This window comes from Brevundimonas sp. NPDC092305, from assembly GCF_044755415.1.
Classification (GTDB): domain Bacteria; phylum Pseudomonadota; class Alphaproteobacteria; order Caulobacterales; family Caulobacteraceae; genus Brevundimonas.
The window spans coordinates 1,330,713-1,348,928 of record NZ_JBIVQY010000001.1 but is presented as its reverse complement, the minus strand read 5'-3'; the positions used below and the strand labels follow the sequence as shown (position 1 = coordinate 1,348,928).

Here is an 18,216-nt window from a genome sequence, read left to right as displayed (position 1 = left end):
TTCACCGCCGCCGCATATTTACGCAGATCATCCTCGATGAAGTCCAGCCTCAGAGGCGCGTGAGAAGGGCCACAAGCTCGATCTGGCTGTTCACCTCGCACTTCTCATAGATGCGCCGGATGTGGGTGCGGATCGTCCCGATCCCGACCTCCAGGCCTTCTGCTATCGCCTGGGGGCCAAGTCCTTCGGCCAAACGCGCAGCGACCACGGCTTCGGCCGCGGTCAGCCCGAACAGATCCCGGGCGATCGAGGCTCGCCGGGCTTCTGCAATGGGGGCCGATCGAACGATCAGCAGGGCCGCGCCGCGATGACGCAAGGCGTAGGCGGCTGGCGCGGGATGAACCTCCACGATGAGGGGGTCGACGCCGTTTCTGGTCCTCAGGATCACGGGGCGCTGGGGCGGCGGGCCAAGCCTCTCCGGCGATGCCGCGACGGAAATCGCCTTATTCAGTTGAGCAGAGTCCTTATCTCGCGCCGCGCTGACGGAGCCGCGTCTCGCGAGCAGGCGCGTGTCTTTTGACAGAAAATCGTCGGCCAGCGCGGACCTGTCGAGAATCCGCCCATGCCGATCACAAACGATCACGACGACGGACAAGGCGTCGATCAGACTGAAGGCCAGGCGCCAGCCCTGGGCGCCGACCGCGAGTTGTGTCCGGACAGCCGCGCGGGCGTGCGGCGCGACGGCGGCGAACGCGCGCTTCTGATCGGCGGTCACATTCCCTTGCGCCGCGTTGCGCATCAGAGCCATGCCGACAAGGAGCCCATCGCGTCTCAGCAGGGGAGACAGGCAACCGAAGGCCAGATCGTATCGCTCCAGCCAGCGTCCATAGTCGCGATGAAGGCGCGCATCTTCGGCGCTCGAAAACGCGGTCTCGTCCAGAACTGCGAGCTCGGGGGCGGACATTCCGACCCGTACGCGGGAGTTGACCCGGGGGTCAGCCCCTCCGGACAGGACAAACTCCTCCGCCGCCTCGGGCGGCAACCCCATGACCCAATTGAAGGGGACGGCGGCGTCCTCGCCGAACCCCACGAGCTGAGCGCCCATCGAGCCGGTGAGATCGGCCACCGCCGTCAGCGCATCGAGCCAGGACCTCTCGCCGAAGCCCGCGTCTTGGACGGCGTCGATCGCAGAGCGCACTTCCGCTTCCGTCAACTATCCCCCGAAGGCCAGGCCTGCCGCCCCTGGAGCGCACTTTAACGGCGTCTTCTCAGTCTCTACAAATTTGAAGACGCGCGACGCTAAGGCGAACGGCAGCCTGCTGTCTGCTGACGTTGGGGAGGGGTCATGGCTTCAAGAGCTGCGACGCGTCGGTCGATGATCTCGGCGAGGCTGCTGATCAAAGAGTGGTCAGCGGTGCGCGTTGGTGACAGATAAGGCGAATGAGGATGAACAGACTGATTTTGGCCGCGGCAGCCGCAACGCTCGTGGCGGCGACAGCGGCTCCGGTGACTGCGCAGCAAGAGGCCCGCGTCACCATGCTTTTCGAAACCGACAGCGACGCGATCACGCCCCAGGCGCGTGCTCAGATCGCGGCGTTCGCGCGCAACCACCGTGGCGCGCCTGACGACAGCGTGAGGGTCGAGGGGCACGCCACCCTGGCCGAGTCCTACGAGAACTCGTCCGGATATGCTGTAGGGCTCGCGCAGCGTCGGGCCGGCAATGTTCGATCGGTTCTGGTCGAAGAAGGCTTGCGGCCCGAAGCGATCGTGATCGCCACCTTCGGAGCGACCCGCCCCCTTGGGAACACCCCGGCCGCGTCACCGCGGAATCGCCGCGTTGAGCTGTTCATGTCCAACGGCGCCGGCTGGTGATTGGCCTGCTTGAGCAGTGTGTCCCGTCAGCAAGAGTGGAGAGGGGAACGTATAGACCGGTACGGCTAGGCAAGCGGCGCGCTGAAATCTGCGCAGCTATCGGGAAGACGGGAAGCGGGGACCGGAGTTTGACGCTCACCAGGAAATGAGATCCGGGCGCATGCGGCGGACCGGCCCGCCCTGCCGCAATTCACGCGTTCGCGGGTCGGGATGACGCTCGCTGGTCCGTCGGTCAGAAGATGAGGCCACCGTCTGGGGATTTTGATGTCTATTGCGATTGCTCTCGCGGTGATGGTCGCTCAGGCGCCTCCGGCGCCCACCGTGACGCTTCTGCAGCTACCCGCGGAGACCCTCTCCGTCGAAGGGCACGCCGCGAACCGCGACGTCCTGTCCCGGCTTCAACCGGCGTATGTGCGCATTCTGCCGAGTCGGCTTGAAACGAGCGAGCTTCAGAGCTGCTGGACCCAGGCGGCGGCTACAGAAGGCTGCATGTCGCGCGTGCTGGAGCGCATGGGATCGGCGGCCGGGGAAATCGTCGTGACGTCCTGGGAAAAGGACGGCCATTTACACTGGCTCTGCGTCGGCGAAGGCGTGAGACCGTTCAGCGCAAAAGAACAGCGGGTGGTGTTGGGACCGCTGGGCGATCTTTATAGAGACGGTGAAAGCTCGGTTTTGCATCGCGCGGCCGGCTGCATGACCTACGCGGCCCATCAGAGCGGCTGGTAACGTGATCGCTCGGACGCAAGCCGCAAGGCTTCCAACCTTCCTGAAACGTGCGCGGACTTCTTCGCTCCTCTTGGGTGTGATCGTTCTTCTGGCCGCCGGCAACGCCGTGGCGCTGCAATCCTCGCCCAACGCCCCAGGGCACGCAGACCAAGATCTCTCCGCCTTCGACCAGCTGGACCGCGTCGTGTATTTTGACCTGGACAGCGCTGAAGTGCGCCCCGAGGCCGCGCCAAAACTGAATGCTCAGGCAAGGTGACTCCTACACAATCCTTCGGCGGCTGTGCGGATCGAAGGCAATACGGACCAACGCGGATCACACCACTACAACTTGGCACTTGGAACCCGCCGCGCTCAAGCTGTACGCGATTATCTGATCAATCGCGGCGTCGCGCCCACCCGGATCGAGACCGTCACCTTCGGCGAGGAGCGGCCGACCGCCGAGGGTTCGGGGGACGACGCTTCGGCGCGGAACCGCAACACATACACTGTCATCATACCTATTCAGGTGCGCTGAATGTCGGCTTCAACAAGTCTTGTCGGCAAAGGGTCGAGAGCGAACGTGCAAATCTGATGCCGGCCGAATGCCCGCTTCCTAGCCGCGCTTCAATGTCCGCTGCTGGCGCTAATCCGACCGCCGGCCACCTCGCGCGGACTGTCGGGGTTCGAGCGTGACAGGGGCCTCGAGGTAGATTTCCGACGGTACGGGTCCGCCCATCAGGCTGGCCTCGCGTTTCGTCTTCCATCTACCGACGCGTCGCTTGATCTGTTCCCGGAAGGTAGGGGCAAACCGCCCGGCCCGCTCTACCACGGCGGGGTCTGGCCGGGGCCAGTGTCGTGACCTTCCGTCGATGATCTTGGCCATCAGGATGCTGTATCGCCAGACATCGGCCGGCCGTTCGGCCTCGCCCATGCGATCGCGCCAGGTTCGCGCCCAGCGGTTGCGGTCATAGGCGAAGCGGGCGGCCTCGACCGCCTTGCCGATCACGCCCCCGGCGTCCCTGAATGTCTCGAACGCGCGGTCAGCGACATCCGACTCCAGGCTGAAGCCGAGAACCATCAGCCCTCTCGCGATCCGCATCGGGCGTTCGTCCGCAAGGCATGCCTCGGCATAGGCATCGAGTTCATCCTGACGGCCGGCGTCGAGCGCCGCCTGAACCTCGATGGCGATGGCATGATCGGTGCCGGCGGCGTCGAGCCGGGAGCGGCGAAGGGTCACGAGATCGGGGGTGTCGGCGCTCCGCCAGATCGCCTCCGCATGCAGCGAAACAGCCGCCAAACCGAACTTGAGCCTCAGGTAGGGCTCGACGGAGTCGAGGCGCAGAAACAGGTCTCGGGCCATTGCGCCGTCCCGGGCGCTGAGCGCGCGGGCGAGCAACAGGCCGATGTTCGCGACGGCGGGAAGCAGGCGGCCCGGGGCACCGAGGATCGCCCGCGCCATCGTCATGGCCTGCGCCGGATCATGCTCGACCATCGCGTCCGCGCATTCGAACCCGACGTTCTCGATGACGAGACGCGCATCCTCCTTCGACAAGGCCTTCTCGAAGGACCCGAACGCCGCCCAAGCCTTCCGCTGCTCGGCCTCGAACTCGTCGTCGGTCTGGTCGAGGGTTCGGGCGAACGCCTTCAACCCTCCGGCGCGGGGCTCCTCGTCGCTGAGCGAGAAGCGCGGTGGCTCCCCCTGGGGCGTTTCGGTCCGGTCCGCAGGCTGTTCGACGGCGGGCGGGCGCTCCGGGGGGGCGGCCAGAAGCACCACGGCCACTGCCCCGAAGAGGCGGCGGGCGATCGCGTCCCGAACGCCGGCGCCGAAGCAGGCGAGCAGGTGCTTCAAGTGACCGGGCGCGAGACGATCGACGATCGCTTCCGGCGCCGACACGCCCTGTTCGGCGGCGCGGATCAAGGCCCACGATCCGAACCAGATCTCGTAGAAGTCCTTGCGCTTGTCGAGAGCCTGGGCGGACCATCCGGTCGCCACGAAGAGGCCGAGCCGTCCGGCCTCCCCGGCGCTCGCCACCATGCCAAGAGCGAGAGCGCGGACGAGGCGCTTTGGGTGGGCGAGAAGGTCGTCGATGATCGACCAGGACGCCGGGGATAGGGCGATGCCGACTTGTCGCGCATAGACGAGCGCGAGGGAGATCTGCGATTCCTCGCCGCCCCCCGCTGCGGCGTCGAGCCACGCGTCCAGCCGCTCGGGGCGACAGGGCGCGAAGACGTCCTGAAGCGTGGTGAGATAGGTGCCCGTGGGCGGCAGGCTCGAGAGCAGCTCGACCTGGGCGTCCCCTTCGAGATGGGGCAGGAGCATCAGCAGGGCGTACTGGGACATCAGCCAGAGGTCCCGGTCGGGTCTGGTCTCGTAGTCGGAACGGGCGAGCGAGATTGCGAGGGCCCGGAGGCGTTCGAGACCGTCGGAATCAAAGGCGGCCGAAGCCGGGCGCATCGATGTCACGGCGATCCGATTGTCCTCCGGCGGGCGGTCCAGAACGGCATTCAGGATTCGGCGTTGCGCGGCGATCGCCTGCTCGGGGGCAAACCGCGCCAGCGCCGGTCCGGCGTCCTCGAGGAAGCGATCCGCTTGCCCCACCCATCGCCCGCTGCTGACCTTGTCGACCTCAAGCGCGTCGAGCTCCGTCAGGACCCGGGCCAGGTCGCCCTCCTGCACGGATCCGGGGTCGCACGGGTCCGAAGGGCTGTAATCCTCCACCAGCCTCCATCCCTCGCGGCGTTCGCGATCGGCTGTCAGTTCTTCGACAAGAACCGCCTCTTCCTCCGCGTCCCCGAGCGTCGAGGTCCCGCGCAGGACCTCGACCCGCGTCCACTTCAGGGTCTCGGACGCATCGTCCCCGTTCAGTCGCTGGAGCGCCGCGAGAAGAGCGGTCCGCGTCTCGGCCCAGTCGGCCCCATTGAAGCGCAAAAGCGCGCGGTAGTCATCGGACGCGTCGTGCAGGCTTGAATGCAGGCACAGGGTGTAGGCGCAGGCGACGAGAGCGTCGGCAAAGTCTTCGAGCGGCATGCCGGCGAGAAGCGCCAGGGCGGCCCGATGAAGATCCGACGGATCGACCGCGTCGTCACGCGTGAGAGTGGCGAGAAAGGCGCGCTCGACAGGCGGGAGGTGCTCGAGTTTCCGTGACAGCTTGGCGGCGCTGGTCTCGACCTGGGTGGCGTGGGCTTGGGGATCGTCGGCTCTGCGCTGGAAGACCGAAAGCGACGGCTCCAGCGAATAGGTCCGGAGCCAGGTCTGGATTTCCGGCGCCATGACGCCCCAGCATTCAGGTCGGTCACGGACTTCGCGCAAGGCCGCCAGCACCCAGTCCTTGTTGAACGCCGCGCCCTCGCGGACCACGAGTGTCCGCAGGGCCTGGACGGCGGCCGACGGGATGTGACGGACGATCCCGACGAAGGCGGGGTAGAGGCTGTCGGCGATATTCTGCAGCGAGACCAGCCCCACGATCAGGGCGCTTCGAATGGTGTCGCTGACCCGATCGTCGATGCTGGCGGCCAGCAGGGCGGAGAAGACGGCGTCGCCCGTCTTGTCCAGGGCCGCGATCGGATCGACGACGCCGCCAAGCGCCTCGCCAACGTCGCGGCCGTTCCGTTCCGCCCGCTGCAGCGACTTCACGAGGGAGAAGCCAAGCGCGAGAGACAAGCCCTCATCGCTGAGGGTGTACTGGGTGGGGTCTTCCGGAAGGGGGCGGAAGAAATGCTCGGCGGTCACCGCCGCCAGCTCGGGCGTGAGCTCGTACCCGACGGCGCCGGGCGCCGCTTGGTCAAAGACCAGCTGATCCTCCCGCTTCTGGGTGAGCATGCGGTCGGTCACTTCCTGGGCGTGTCGGGCCAACCGCTTCACGAACTGGTCGACGGGTTCGGGCGTGGCTCCGTCCTGGGCTCCGACCCGAATGTGCTCGAACAACAGGCGGTCGATGGTCAGTTCGGCGAATGTGGTGATCGCGCCGGCGGCGAGCAGGTCGAAGGCGATGCCGAGAAGCCGGGGGTTGCGCAGTCGATCCCGGACCGTCGCCGATAGATCCTCCGCGTCGATCCCGTGCTCCTCGAGAATGGCCAGGAGCTCCGGCTCCGACCATTCGGGAACCCGGACCGTCGTGACCGGAGCCGCGAGCGCGCCCCGGACGTGATCGGCAAAGAATCCTTGTCGAGCGGAGATCGCGACGACCCCTCCGTGGTCGGCGGCGAACCCGGACGCCTTCGCCAGCCAGCGCGGCCAGTCGAGTCCCGGATTTTCGTTCAGCCCGTCCATGAACAGGATGAAGCGGGGCGGCTCTCCCGCGAGACGAGGCGTCCAGTTTTCGATCCTAGCTTTCCACCGCTCCCGGACGGCATCGCTTTCCAAGTCCTCCGTCTGTTCGACGAAGCGGCTGATCACGAAGGGCAGAACCTGTCCGAACGGTGTCGACGGCGCCAGCGAACGGGCGGGGACAAGGGCGGTGAGCGGGGGCTCCGCCATGTCCAGCCAGGCTTGGGCGAACAGCCACGACTTTCCATGACCCTCCCGGCCGAGGAGGGCGACGACCTCGCCGTTGAGGGCGTTCATGAGGGCGGACTGCACCTCGGTGGACAGGTCGGTCCGATCCCGGGTGGGCAGAGAGTAGCTCGCACCCGGCGCCAGGCCTTGACCGAACCGCAGGCGCGCTGCGTGGCGGTCTTCGAAGGCCGTCCGCAGGAAGGCGCGATTGGCGCGGACCCCGTTAGGAAGCGCCAGCGAGGGCTCCCGCAACAGCGCGGACAGTTGGGCGGCGGCCTCCGCGAAGCCCTCCCGGTCGCCCAGAGCGCCGAGGGCGATCCGGGCCCGGTCGATCAGACCGGCCTCGACCTTCGCACCGAGGAGGAAACGCAGCGTCTCCGTCGGCGCCATGGCGCAGGCCAGGGCAAGCGGCGGAAGCGGAGACGCATCGGGCCAGTCCAGCATGAGGACGCCGACCCCGAGTCGGTGGGCGCCAACAGTCAGGGTGTCCGCGAGCTGCGTCCCGACCTCGACGGTGGCGCCGAGAATCCACAGATGGGGCGGCGTCGCGGCCGCGCCGACACGAAAGACCTTGGTGAACACCTGGTCGTCGGGGATCTTCGCGTCGTAGCGCTTGGCCTCGAACGCCACCGCGCCGAGCGTCGCGCCGTCCTTGCCGTTCTGGAGGCCGGAGCGCGCCAGACGAAAATCCTGGCCCGAAATCTTCGTCAGTACGACCGCGAGCAGGCCTTCGAAGCCCCCGGCACCCGAGGGCTTCAGGGCCTTCACGGCCCGCTTCAGGCCGTCGAGGTCCGAAGTCGAAGAATTTGTGTCGGCACGCTGGGCCATGCCAGATTCTTACCAGCGGATACGCGCGCTGCATTCGGAAAAACGTCCCATGTCCAGGGCGTTGATGAGTGTGGTGAAGGCGGAGCCAAACATCACCTTGAAGTCAGCCGTGATGGCGGATGACTTCAGGTCCCGATCGCATCGGCGCAGGCCTACCCGGCGTGGCTGGTCCTGTAGACGAGCGACCTGACGCTTCGTGACACCCCAAAGGCCGAACGTCATCTTTCGGGCAGGGTGTCTATGTCCGGTGCTGGCGCGTTGGAGACCTCATACGGTCGATTTGGTCGCAGATCCGCTGTCGTGACCCGGTGAGCAAGCCACGAGCAACGATAGTAAACGCGTGAGAGTTTCGAGCAGTATGTGACTAGCAGTATAGCACCTTTAACGCGGGAGCCATTCCACCGACCCATCACACATGGATTGGAGGTTGGTCCTAGGTCGCAACATTTTAAAGCTGCGCAACGCGCGCGGCTGGACCCAAGCTGACCTCGCAGGCGAAGCTAACCTCTCAGTTCGGTTTGTAGGTGGCGTCGAACGAGCCGAGGAAAACCCGACCTTGGACGTTCTGATTCAACTCGCAAGTGCGTTTACCGTGCCGCTCGGAGCGTTGTTCGAGCACTCGTAGCGTTCCAACTTTTGGTCAGCGAAAAAGAGCGGCGGGTGGTTCTTCGAGTGCTTCCGCGATGGCGATGATAGTCTCAAGGCTTGGGTTTTCTTCCCCGCGCTCAACGCCAGCCAAATATCGAAGCGACAGATCGGCCTCACCCGCCAAGACCTGCTGAGACCACTTTTTGGCGGTCCGGAGACGCAAAACGTTGGTGCCGACGCGGCTCTTCCAATCCATGTCGCATGGGTGGTTTGCTCAGCATCATTCGGAAAGGTGCTATACAGCTAGCAGTATATTGCTCATTCTGGTCGCGGTGATTTGTTCTTCGGGAACACCTAGCGTGACGAACAGCCTAGAGCACAGCACAGACGAGCGGAGGGACTGGCTCGATCTGCTCCACCGACGGTACGGCGCCTGGTTCCGCGAGCGTCTGGTGAGGCGCTATGGGGCGCAGGACGCCGACGACGTGTTCCAGGAGACGTGGTTCCGGATTTCGCGGCTGTGCTCCGAAGGACAGATTCGATCGCCGAAAGGCTTCCTCATGACGGTGGCCTCCAATGTCGCGTTCGGCCGGCGGGCCAGCCACGATCGGCAGGCGCGTATGGTCGGCGAGGTCAGCCGGCTGGATGGCTGGGGCGTGCAGGAAAGCGGCCAGGAGGAAGCTCTTCTCGCGCGCCAGATCGTCATGAGCTTGCCGCAACCCCTGCGCGATGTTTTTGTGCTATCGAGGGTCGGCGGTTTGACGAACGTGCAGATCGCCGAACAACTCGGAATCAGCCCGAAGACGGTTGAGTGGCGCATGACCAAGGCTCTGGCCCATTGCGCAGCCCAGCTTCGACGGTAGCGATGGTGGCGCCATGAGCAACCCGACCAAACGGGTTGAACCTGCTGAGTTGGAGGCCGCCGCCTGGCATGCGCGCCTCGGCGCGCCCCGCGTGCCGCCCGAGACCATTGAAGCCTTCTTCGCCTGGCGACAGGCGCCGGCGAACGCCGAGGCCTACCGGCGCGTCGAACAGGCCTGGACCAAGACGGACGGCCTGGCGGGTGACCCGGTGATCGCCGACGCGTTAAACGCCGCGCTCTCGAGGCGGCCGAAGGCCGGACGCCAGGCCTTCATGAAGCCGGTGCTCGGCGGCGCCTTGGCGCTTGCAGCCATGGCGGCGCTGGCCGGGGCCTGGACGTGGGCGCAGGGGAGGGGGGTCTATGCGACCTCCATCGGCGAGCAGAGGACGGTCCAGCTCGCCGACGGGTCGTCCGTCCGCCTCGATACGGGCTCGAAGGTACGTGTGCGGTTCACCGGGGATCGGCGGACGGTGGAGCTCGAGACCGGGCAAGCCTTGTTCACCGTGGCCCATGACACCGCACGTCCGTTCACGGTCGTGGCGGGTGAGACCCGGGTCACGGCAGTCGGGACGGTGTTCGATGTCCGGCACGCCGGCGACGGGATTAAAGTCACCCTGGTGTCCGGCGCGGTCGATGTCTTGCCCGGCGAGGGAGCAGGGAGGTCCCGGTTGAGCGCGGGGCAGCAGGCGCGGGTCGGCGACGGCGCAGTGCGGCTGGCGGCCGTGGATACGGCCGTCGAGACGAGCTGGGCGGATGGCAGGGTGGTGTTCCGGGATACGCCCCTCCAGGAGGCTGTGACCGAGGTGAACCGCTATCTCACCGACCCCATCGTTCTGGATGCGCCGGCGATGGCGCGCGAAAGCGTCAACGGGGTGTTCAAGACGGGGGACCGGGACGCCTTCGTCTCTGCGGCGACCGAGGCGCTCGGACTGACGGCGTCACCCGGTGCGGACGGCGCCGTTCGTCTGTCGGCTGAAAAATAATTGAGCCGGAGCTCCGGGGCCGCCCTGACGTCCGGTGGTCCTGTTCCTGACGCCGTGTCGCGTCGGGAGGGGTCCGCCACATGAATCGCCTGAATCTTCTGTCCTGCAGCGCGCTGGTCGCCTGCGTCGCCGCCATCAGTCCCTCGGCCTGCGCACAGGAAGCGCGCGCGTTCAACATCCCCGCGGGCCCGCTGGGCGATGCGCTCAACGCCTACGCCACCCAGTCAGACCAGCAGATCCTTTTCTCCAGTTCGCTGGTTGAAGGCCTTCGCACACAGGGTTTGCGCGGGCGCTATGCGCCGGCGGATGCGCTGAACCGTCTGCTGGCGGGTACGGGCCTGTCCGGACGGGAGACTCGGCCGGGCGTGATAGTGCTGCGGCGGGCGGAGGCGGCGGAGGCGCCGGTCGCGGCCAACCTGGACGACGTGATCGTGACCGGCACCCTGCTGAGGTCCTCCGGCGACCTCGCATCGCCGGTGATCGTGCTGGACCGGGACGCGCTGGACCGGCGCGGGCTGGGGACCGTCGCGGAGATTCTGGTGGATATTCCGCAGAACTATGCCGGCTCGGCGACGTCGGTCGTCCAGGCGACGAGCTCGGATAACGGCGGGTCGAACCAGGTGTTCTCGACAGGCGTCAATCTGCGGGGGCTCGGGCCGGCCTCGACCCTGACCCTGATCAATGGTCGTCGTCTGGCCGGGACGGGCTCGCGGGCGGAGTTCGCGGACATCTCCGCCCTGCCGTCGGCCGCAGTCGAGCGTGTGGATGTCCTTCTCGACGGCGCATCGGCCTTGTACGGGGCCGACGCCATCGCCGGTGTCGTCAACGTCATCATGCGAAAGCGTGTCGACGGCGCGGAAAGCCGCGTCCGGGTCGCGGCGGCGCGCGGCGGCGGGGAGTCCGTCATCGCCTCCCATCTGATGGGGCAGGACTGGGAGACGGGCTCGGCGTACATCTCCTACGAATACGAGCACACCAACGGCCTGAGCTCCCTGGACCGCGACTACACCCGGGATGGAGACCTGCGGCCGTTCGGGGGATCGGACCGGCGAGCGTTCAACAGCTTTCCCGGCAACATCGTTTCGTTCAACGCGGCGACCGGGAGCTACACCTCCCTGTTCGCCATCCGGCCGGACGCGAGCGGCAGCGCCCGGACTGCGGCGGACTTCGCCCCCGGAGCCGCGAACCTGCAGACCCTGAGCCAGGGCGTGGGGCTCGTGCCGGACCTGGAGCGACACAGCGCCTACGCCCGGTTCAGCCAGTCCGTCGGGGACCGGCTGGACCTGACGGGAGACGTCCGGTGGAGCCGGCGCGTCAACGAAAACCTGCAGACGCCAATCTCCGGCGTGTTCACCGTGAGCCGCGCCAATCCCTTCTTCGTGTCGCCGACCGGCGCCGCCTCGCACACGATCGGCTACTCGTTCGCGGGCGACCTGGGCCTGCCCCGTCAGCACACCCGGGCGGAAAGCGTCGCCGTGACCTTCGGCGGCGTCTATCGGTTCATGGACGCCTGGTCGCTCGACGCCTATGTCACCGGCGCCGAGGAGCGGTCGTCCCCCGGAAGTACGAACCGGGTGAACACCCGTTTCCTCGCGGAGGCGCTGGGCAACATCCCGGACGACCCCGCCACGCCCTACCGGGCGGCGGTCGACGGCTACTTCAACATGTTCGGCGACGGGACCGTGAACGGTCGCGCCGTTCTGGACTTCATCAGCCAGGGGATGTCCCGCTCCTACAGCCGGAGCCGGGCGACCTCGGCCAATGTCCTCGCCCAGGGGCCGGTCCTGAGCCTGCCCGGCGGAGAGGTTATGATCGCGGTGGGGGCCCAGTCCCGCGATGAATTCTACGAGACCCGCAACGTCGCCCTGACGTCGACGGTGGCGCCGCAGTACTCCTCGACCCCGAGGCGGGGCCGCTCCATCTCGGCCGTCTTCGCCGAGGCGCGGGTCCCCCTGGTCGGTCCGGACAACGCCGTCCCGGGCGTCCGCTCACTCGATCTGTCGGTGGCCGGTCGATACGAGGAGTACAGCGACTTCGGGTCCACGACGAACCCCAAGGTGGGGCTGGTGTGGTCGCCGATCGAGGGGCTGGGCGTGCGGGCGTCCTGGGGGACGTCCTTTCGCGCCGGGGCCCTGGCGCAGTTGGCGGACGCCCAGAGCGCCTCGCCCCTCTTCCTCAGCCGGGCGGACGGATCGCGGCCCCTGACGCTGTCGCTGGGCGGCGGCAACCCGGACCTTGAGCCGGAGACCTCCGAGACCCTGACGCTCGGCATCGACTACCGGCCCAGCGGGGGCGCTTCGGTGAGCTTCAACGCTTTCGACACCCGGTTCACGGACCGCATCGCCCGGCCGGTCAGCGAGAACATCAACGGCGCGTTGACGGACCCGGCCCTGGCGAACTTCGTGACCTTCATCAATCCCGCGGCCAATCCGGCCGATCTCGCGCTGATCCAGAGCTATTCCGGATTTCTGGGTTTCTCAACCCTGTATCCGCTGACCACCTATGCGGCCATCATCGACTCGCGCTGGGTGAACACCGGCGCGGTGCGGGTAAAGGGGATCGACCTGTCCGGACGGGTCCCGCTGTCCTTCGCCGGCGGCAGGCTCACCCTCGACGGGTCGGCCTCCTATCTGCTCGACTACGACACCCAGTCGACGCCGACGGCGCCGGTCAGATCCGTCGTCGGCCTGATCGGCTTCCCGTCGCGGCTGCGCGCGAGGGCCGGGGCCGTCTGGGCGCGGGGCGATTTCGACGTCGGCGCCCACTGGACGCATGTCCATGCCTATGAGGATCGTCTGGGCGCGGCGATCGACGCCTCGAACCTTGTGGATGCCCGGATCAACTGGTCGCCGACGCTTCACGGGCGCGGGGGGATGCGACTGACCCTCGCCGTTGAAAACCTGTTCGACGAGGATCCGCCCTTCTACAACGGCCCGCTCGGGTTCGGTTTCGACGGCGGCCAGGCCAGTCCGATGGGGCGCACCGTCTCGTTCCAGATCAGCAAACGCTGGTGAGGGCGGGGCATGACCAGGCTGATGAGACCCCTCGCCGGGGCGCTGCTGGCGCTCGTCGTTCTCGCAGGCGGCGCGGCGGCGAGAGAAGACGGACCGCAACGTGACATCACTCCCCGCGACGTCACCGAGCTCGAAGCCTTCGGACGAGCGGCCGTCTCTCCGGATGGGCGCTGGGCGGTTTATGAGAAGCGCGGACCGTATGACACGGCGAGCCGCTTCGACCTCGGCGAACGGGTCACCTGGACGATCACCGACCTGTTCATCGTGGATCTCACGGAAACGGCCCCGACGCCTGAAGTGCTGCTGCCGGGGGAGGGGCCGGGCCTGCTCCGGGTCGCCTGGTCGCCGGACAGTCGACGACTCCTGATCGCGCGTCGGCAGGGCGAGATTTACGAATACGGGGTCGTGACGCTGGCGGATCGCTCTGTCCGATGGACCGGGCTCACTCCGGACTTCAGCCGGACAAGCGCGACCGCGGAGTGGGTCTCGGCCGAGGCCGTGGCGCTCTCGATCCGGCCGGATCACAGCCTGCCGGAAATCCTCAAAGACTTCGGGGGCGCCCAGGCGCGGATGACCGGGAACTGGAGACGCAGCGCTGAAGGGCGCGACGTCTCGCGCCAGGTCCTGGATGCGCGGGCCGGCCGGGTGACGACGGAAACCCCCACCCCCCAGGGCGCGCTGGTCCTGCTCGATGTTCGCGACGGCAGGGTCCGTGAGCTGGCCGGGGGCGTCATCGCCGACTTCGCGGCCTCACCGGACGGCCGACGCGTCGCCGTGGTCAGATCGGCCGAGCCGGTGCCGGTGACGGGCCCTCTGGTGCAGCTGGAATCGGCCAACCGGGCCCGGCTTTCGCTGGTCGACATCGCAACGGGCCAAACCTCCAGCCCGCTCGACGGATGGGACATCGGCTACAGCCTGCTGCGCTGGTCTCCGGACTCAACGTCTGTTCTGGTCTGGGCGAGGCAAGACGGGGAGGCCTGGTCCGACGGCCGATTGATGCAGGTCGGCTTCGGCGGCGCCGCGGCCCTGGACCTTGCAGGGCTGACCCCCGGTGAGGATGCCCAGACGGTCGCCTATGTCCGCGCCGACTGGATCGGCGACCGTCCCGTTATTTATGCGCGGTCTGAGCACGGCGTCCGTTACGACTGGTATCTGTTGGGCGGCGCTGCGCCGGCCGTGAATCTGACGCAGTCCCTGCGTGCGGCGCCGGCCCGCATTCTGAACGCCGCTCCAGACGCCCTGCGCGTGATCGCCGACGGCGGCGTGTGGAGCATCGGGGCAGGGGGCGCTCGCCGCCTGACACCGGAAGGCCAGATGCTGGTTGCGGCTACGCCCGGCGACAGGGATCTCACCCGGCGCGCGGGGGTACAACGAGGCGCCGCGGCGGGGTTGGACGCCGATCAGCAATGCGGAGGGGGCCAGTCTTGTTCTGTCGGACGGCGCCGATCTTCAGGTTCTGGGCGGCGAGAACGACGACGCTCGGGTCTTGGCGACCTCTCCGGCGCACGCCCTGGTTCTCGAAAGGGTCGGGCTGGAGGAAACGCTCTGGCTGCGGCGCGGCGGTGCAAGTGTTCGGATTGACGCGGTCAACTCCACGAAACGGGATATCCGGCTGATCGAACCGGTTCCGATCAGGCATCCAGGCGTGAACGGGGCGGAGGTCACGGACTGGCTCTATCTTCCCCCCGGCCGGGCCGCCGGCGATCTGCGAGGCCTGATCGTCCAGGTCTACCCGGGCCAGGGCGGCCCGGACGGATGGTACGGGCCGGACGCTCAGGCCTATGGCATCCGGCCGAACGTCCTCGCCGGGGCCGGGTTCGCGGTTCTTTCGCCAACCTCGCCCCGGGACGCGCCGGCGGCGACGAGAGGCGACGAGTTTGCGCGGGTCGTCGATCTGGCTGTGGACGCGGCGCTGGCGGCCCATCCGGAACTGCCGGCTGACCGGATAGGCGTCCTGGGCCACAGCTTCGGCGGCTATATGGCCTTGGAGATTGCGGTGAGGAGCACCCGGTACAAATCCTACGTCGCCTCGTCCGGCCTCTACGACATGATCGGCATGTGGGGGGAGACCAGTCCTTCCGCACGTCCCAATCCGGAAGAGAGGATGATCTACCGCATGACCCAGGCCTTCATGGAGAGCGGGCAGGGGCTGATCGGCGGGACGCCTTGGGAGGCGCCCGATCTCTATCTCGCAAACAGCCCGTTCATGCGTGCGGGGGACGTTTCGGCCCCGGTGCTTCTGCTGACGGCCGATATGGACTTCATTCCGATGAGCCAGACCGAGATGATGTTCAGCGCCCTCTATCGGGAGGGCAAGACGGCCCGGATGGTCACCTACTGGGGTGAACACCACGCGCCGTTCTCGCCGGCGAACATCCGGGACCGGTATCAGGAGATCTTCGACTGGTTCGACGAGACCCTGCCGGCAGGCCCGACGTTCAGGGCGACGGCGCCAGCCGTCGTTCCCAAGCCCGAACCCAGGACTCGAACGCCGCCGCCACCATGATCGGCGTGTAGGCGCCATGCCAGGCGAGACTCTCGCGGGTAAGACAGGCCTCGGCGGCGATGGGATCGATGATCCCCATCGCGGCCAGCCGTCCTTCGATCAGCCAGGGCCGCAACACGGGCAGGCTGTCGAAGATGAAGCGTCCGTAGACCCTGGTCATGTCGCCCTTGGACCGGCGGTCGAGAATCTGCGCCGGGAGCCGATCCGAGAAGGCGCGGCGCGCCAGGCCGCGTTCACGGCCGCCAAGGGTGAGGACGGACGTCGGGAGGGACAGGCAGGCCTCGATCACGGGCTGGGCGCAGAGCGGATTGCGGACATCGACGGCGTCCGTGAGCGTCGACGGCCCATGTCGGGCGACATTGTCGATCACGCCGGCGACGTGGGCGGCCTTGGCCGGTCCGAACCTCGTCCAGTCCTCGATCCAGGGATGGAGAGGGAGGGGGGCGTCGGGGCTGGTGAGGACCGGATGGCGACGTCGTGGCCGGGTCGGGCCGGTCTTCCGATAGGCGAAGGCCCTTGAGAGAAAGGTCCAGATCGAGACCTCGTTGGCCGTCGCGAGTTCGGCCATGTCTGGCGACCACAGGGCCTTCCATGGCCGCCGGAGCCATTCGTCGACGAAGATGTTGGCGCCCGCGCGGTTGAACAGGATGGAGTCGCCGCCGCGGCCAGTCATCAGGGCCGTCATGCCCGCCGCCTGCAGTCGCCTGACCCAGTCTTGGTCATGCGCGCGGTCCATGCCGTTCAGGCCCGGCCGGAAATCCGGCGACAGGCTTTCGAGCCCCGCCTGTGTCGCCGCTCCCGCAGCATGCGGAGCCAGTGTCCGCGCGATGGAGAGCCTGGCGGCGAGGGCGTCGACGTAGGACCGTTCATCGGCTTCGGGCGTCGCGCCATAGGCGTTCAACCAGAGCCCGACCCCGCAACCCGCGTGCACGAGACCTGCGGCGATGATGCTGGAATCGAGACCTCCGGAGACTTCGCAGGCGAGGGGGCCCGGCAGCCCGCCGAGACCGGAGACGGCTTCGTCGACGGCGTCCCGCAGGTCTTGCGCCGCCTGCTCGGCGGACGGCGCGGGGCCGAGGCTTGTCCGGGCGAAGTCGCCGGGGCTCCACAGGGGCGTCGCCGGGTTGTCGAGCGGGAAGGGCTGGAGGACGCCGGGCAGGAGCGCTTTGGGACCGTCAAGCAGAAGCGGCCCGATCCCGGAGAGCGGATCGCGGATCGCGTCGGCGACCTTCCGGGGGTCGATCCGCCACTTCGGCCGGAGCCGTTCGATCAACCAGTCTTCCACGGCCGAGCACGCCACGGTCAGGCCGCCGTCGACCCATGTTATGCACTCCAGGGCGCCGGACGGATCGCGAAGCAGCGCCTCCGGGTCGCCCTTCGGACCGAAGCGAATCCCGACGTATCGTCCCCAAATCCGCGCGAGCAGCTTGCGTTCATAGGCGAAGAGGTCGCCGACGCCGGTCGCCGGCAGGCGAGGCGAGCGCCGGTCGAACACATCGCCGATCAGGGTCCAGGCGCCGATCCGGCGGTGGCCGGGCGGGTGCGGGCCGCGGACGGCCAGCCAGGCGTGGCTGTTCAATTCGCTGACCTGCATGCCGTGCCCCGCCGCCCGCGCCGCCAGTTCGCTCGACAGGTCGGCGGCCCGGCGGTCGTCCCGGCCCCGGGCGACGATGATGAAGGCGCCCATGTCAGACCCGCATGATCGGCGTGAACTGAGAGGCGCGCGCAAGGCGGTCGCCGACGAGCAGATCGCCGATCTGTAGCCAGCAATGGGCGGCGAACGGCCAGGTGCGGACCCCGAAGATCCAGTCCGTCGTGACGCCTTGCGATGCGAGATAAGCCCTTAACAGAAAGGCGCGTTGCAGGCACTCGCCTTCGAAGGGGATCCACGTCCGCGCGATACGGGCCGCCCCCACCAGCCGACTTAACCGGGCCTCGTCATACGGGGCGGGACCGCGGATCGGGTGGGCGATGTTGACGAGCTCGCGCAGTCGCTTGCCGCGAAATTTCAGGGTGGCGGACGAGAGAACGATGGCGGCCCGCCCTATGTCCTGTGCGGGCGGCCGGGGGTCCGCCTCGACCTCACGGCGCGGGGGAGGGATCGGGCGGTCGGCGGGCCCGACGGGGCCTTCGACCGCAAGGCCGGTCGCGATCAGTTCGGACCTGATGTGGTCGTCAGCGGGGGACAGGCCGCCCCGGCCGTCCAGCCGGACCGCCTCGGCGGCGTCGAACAGGCCGTCGTATCGGTCATTGACGAGGTCGAGCACGACGATGTCCTCGTCGGCCCGGGCCATGAAGATATCCGGCGCACATCGCAGGGGACGTTGATCCATTGCACGCTCCGACGGGCTAGCCGTGTGGGTTGCGGGATGAGGCGGGCGGCCGGGGACCCGGCCGCCCGCGAGCGCATCAGCCGACAGGGG

General features: G+C 67.7%; 14 protein-coding genes and 1 pseudogene. 10 read left to right on the top strand and 5 right to left on the bottom strand.

Annotated features, from left to right (window positions below; genetic code table 11):
• Positions 1 to 49: 49 nt before the first annotated feature.
• The gene (locus tag ACIQC9_RS06770) at positions 50 to 1,138 is read right to left on the bottom strand and encodes a helix-turn-helix transcriptional regulator (protein WP_400613742.1); all 1,089 of its coding nucleotides are present in this window, start codon (positions 1,136 to 1,138) and stop codon (positions 50 to 52) included.
• 248 nt (positions 1,139 to 1,386) lie between these two features.
• On the opposite strand from ACIQC9_RS06770, the gene ACIQC9_RS06765 reads away from it, so the two are divergent.
• The 4 genes and pseudogenes from ACIQC9_RS06765 to ACIQC9_RS06750 all read left to right on the top strand — a co-directional run.
• Complete coding sequence (locus tag ACIQC9_RS06765; RefSeq protein ID WP_400613740.1) at positions 1,387 to 1,812, top strand: OmpA family protein; 426 nt, start codon at positions 1,387 to 1,389, stop codon at positions 1,810 to 1,812.
• Positions 1,813 to 2,076: 264 nt separating this feature from the next.
• Entirely contained in the window at positions 2,077 to 2,538 is a 462-nt protein-coding gene (locus ACIQC9_RS06760) for a hypothetical protein (RefSeq protein ID WP_400613738.1), read from the top strand.
• Between the two features lies 1 nt (position 2,539).
• Complete coding sequence (locus tag ACIQC9_RS06755) at positions 2,540 to 2,794, top strand: hypothetical protein (RefSeq protein WP_400613736.1); 255 nt, start codon at positions 2,540 to 2,542, stop codon at positions 2,792 to 2,794.
• A 21-nt stretch (positions 2,795 to 2,815) separates the two neighbouring features.
• Positions 2,816 to 3,052 (top strand): annotated as a pseudogene (locus ACIQC9_RS06750) (OmpA family protein); the annotation flags it as partial.
• 108 nt (positions 3,053 to 3,160) lie between these two features.
• Here ACIQC9_RS06750 and ACIQC9_RS06745 read toward each other — a convergent pair.
• Positions 3,161 to 7,840 carry a hypothetical protein gene (locus ACIQC9_RS06745; protein ID WP_400613733.1) on the bottom strand — a complete coding sequence of 1,560 codons (4,680 nt, stop codon included), beginning with the start codon at positions 7,838 to 7,840 and terminating at the stop codon, positions 3,161 to 3,163.
• A 415-nt stretch (positions 7,841 to 8,255) separates the two neighbouring features.
• On the opposite strand from ACIQC9_RS06745, the gene ACIQC9_RS06740 reads away from it, so the two are divergent.
• Positions 8,256 to 8,465, top strand: a complete 210-nt coding sequence (locus ACIQC9_RS06740; protein WP_400613731.1) for a helix-turn-helix domain-containing protein — start codon at positions 8,256 to 8,258, stop codon at positions 8,463 to 8,465.
• 15 nt (positions 8,466 to 8,480) lie between these two features.
• On the opposite strand, the gene ACIQC9_RS06735 is transcribed toward ACIQC9_RS06740, so the two are convergent.
• The gene (locus ACIQC9_RS06735) at positions 8,481 to 8,684 is read right to left on the bottom strand and encodes a helix-turn-helix domain-containing protein (protein WP_400613729.1); all 204 of its coding nucleotides are present in this window, start codon (positions 8,682 to 8,684) and stop codon (positions 8,481 to 8,483) included.
• A 58-nt stretch (positions 8,685 to 8,742) separates the two neighbouring features.
• Here ACIQC9_RS06735 and ACIQC9_RS06730 point away from each other — a divergent pair, with 58 nt between their 5' ends.
• The 5 genes from ACIQC9_RS06730 to ACIQC9_RS06710 all read left to right on the top strand — a co-directional run bounded on the left by ACIQC9_RS06730 (position 8,743) and on the right by ACIQC9_RS06710 (position 15,793).
• The gene (locus tag ACIQC9_RS06730; protein ID WP_400613726.1) at positions 8,743 to 9,291 is read left to right on the top strand and encodes an RNA polymerase sigma factor; all 549 of its coding nucleotides are present in this window, start codon (positions 8,743 to 8,745) and stop codon (positions 9,289 to 9,291) included.
• A 13-nt stretch (positions 9,292 to 9,304) separates the two neighbouring features.
• The gene (locus ACIQC9_RS06725; RefSeq protein WP_400613724.1) at positions 9,305 to 10,273 is read left to right on the top strand and encodes a FecR family protein; all 969 of its coding nucleotides are present in this window, start codon (positions 9,305 to 9,307) and stop codon (positions 10,271 to 10,273) included.
• Between the two features lie 80 nt (positions 10,274 to 10,353).
• Entirely contained in the window at positions 10,354 to 13,287 is a 2,934-nt protein-coding gene (locus ACIQC9_RS06720) for a TonB-dependent receptor domain-containing protein (protein ID WP_400613722.1), read from the top strand.
• A gap of 21 nt (positions 13,288 to 13,308) precedes the next feature.
• Positions 13,309 to 14,868 (top strand): hypothetical protein, encoded by a 1,560-nt coding sequence (locus ACIQC9_RS06715; RefSeq protein WP_400613720.1) that lies wholly within the window; start codon positions 13,309 to 13,311, stop codon positions 14,866 to 14,868.
• A 64-nt stretch (positions 14,869 to 14,932) separates the two neighbouring features.
• Positions 14,933 to 15,793 carry an alpha/beta hydrolase family protein gene (locus ACIQC9_RS06710; protein WP_400613718.1) on the top strand — a complete coding sequence of 287 codons (861 nt, stop codon included), beginning with the start codon at positions 14,933 to 14,935 and terminating at the stop codon, positions 15,791 to 15,793.
• Here ACIQC9_RS06710 and ACIQC9_RS06705 read toward each other — a convergent pair.
• Both ACIQC9_RS06705 and ACIQC9_RS06700 read right to left on the bottom strand, forming a co-directional pair.
• The gene (locus ACIQC9_RS06705) at positions 15,726 to 17,480 is read right to left on the bottom strand and encodes an asparagine synthase-related protein (protein ID WP_400613717.1); all 1,755 of its coding nucleotides are present in this window, start codon (positions 17,478 to 17,480) and stop codon (positions 15,726 to 15,728) included. The genes ACIQC9_RS06710 and ACIQC9_RS06705 overlap by 68 nt on opposite strands.
• Before the next feature lies 1 nt (position 17,481).
• The gene (locus ACIQC9_RS06700; RefSeq protein WP_400613716.1) at positions 17,482 to 18,126 is read right to left on the bottom strand and encodes a lasso peptide biosynthesis B2 protein; all 645 of its coding nucleotides are present in this window, start codon (positions 18,124 to 18,126) and stop codon (positions 17,482 to 17,484) included.
• Positions 18,127 to 18,216: the final 90 nt, after the last annotated feature.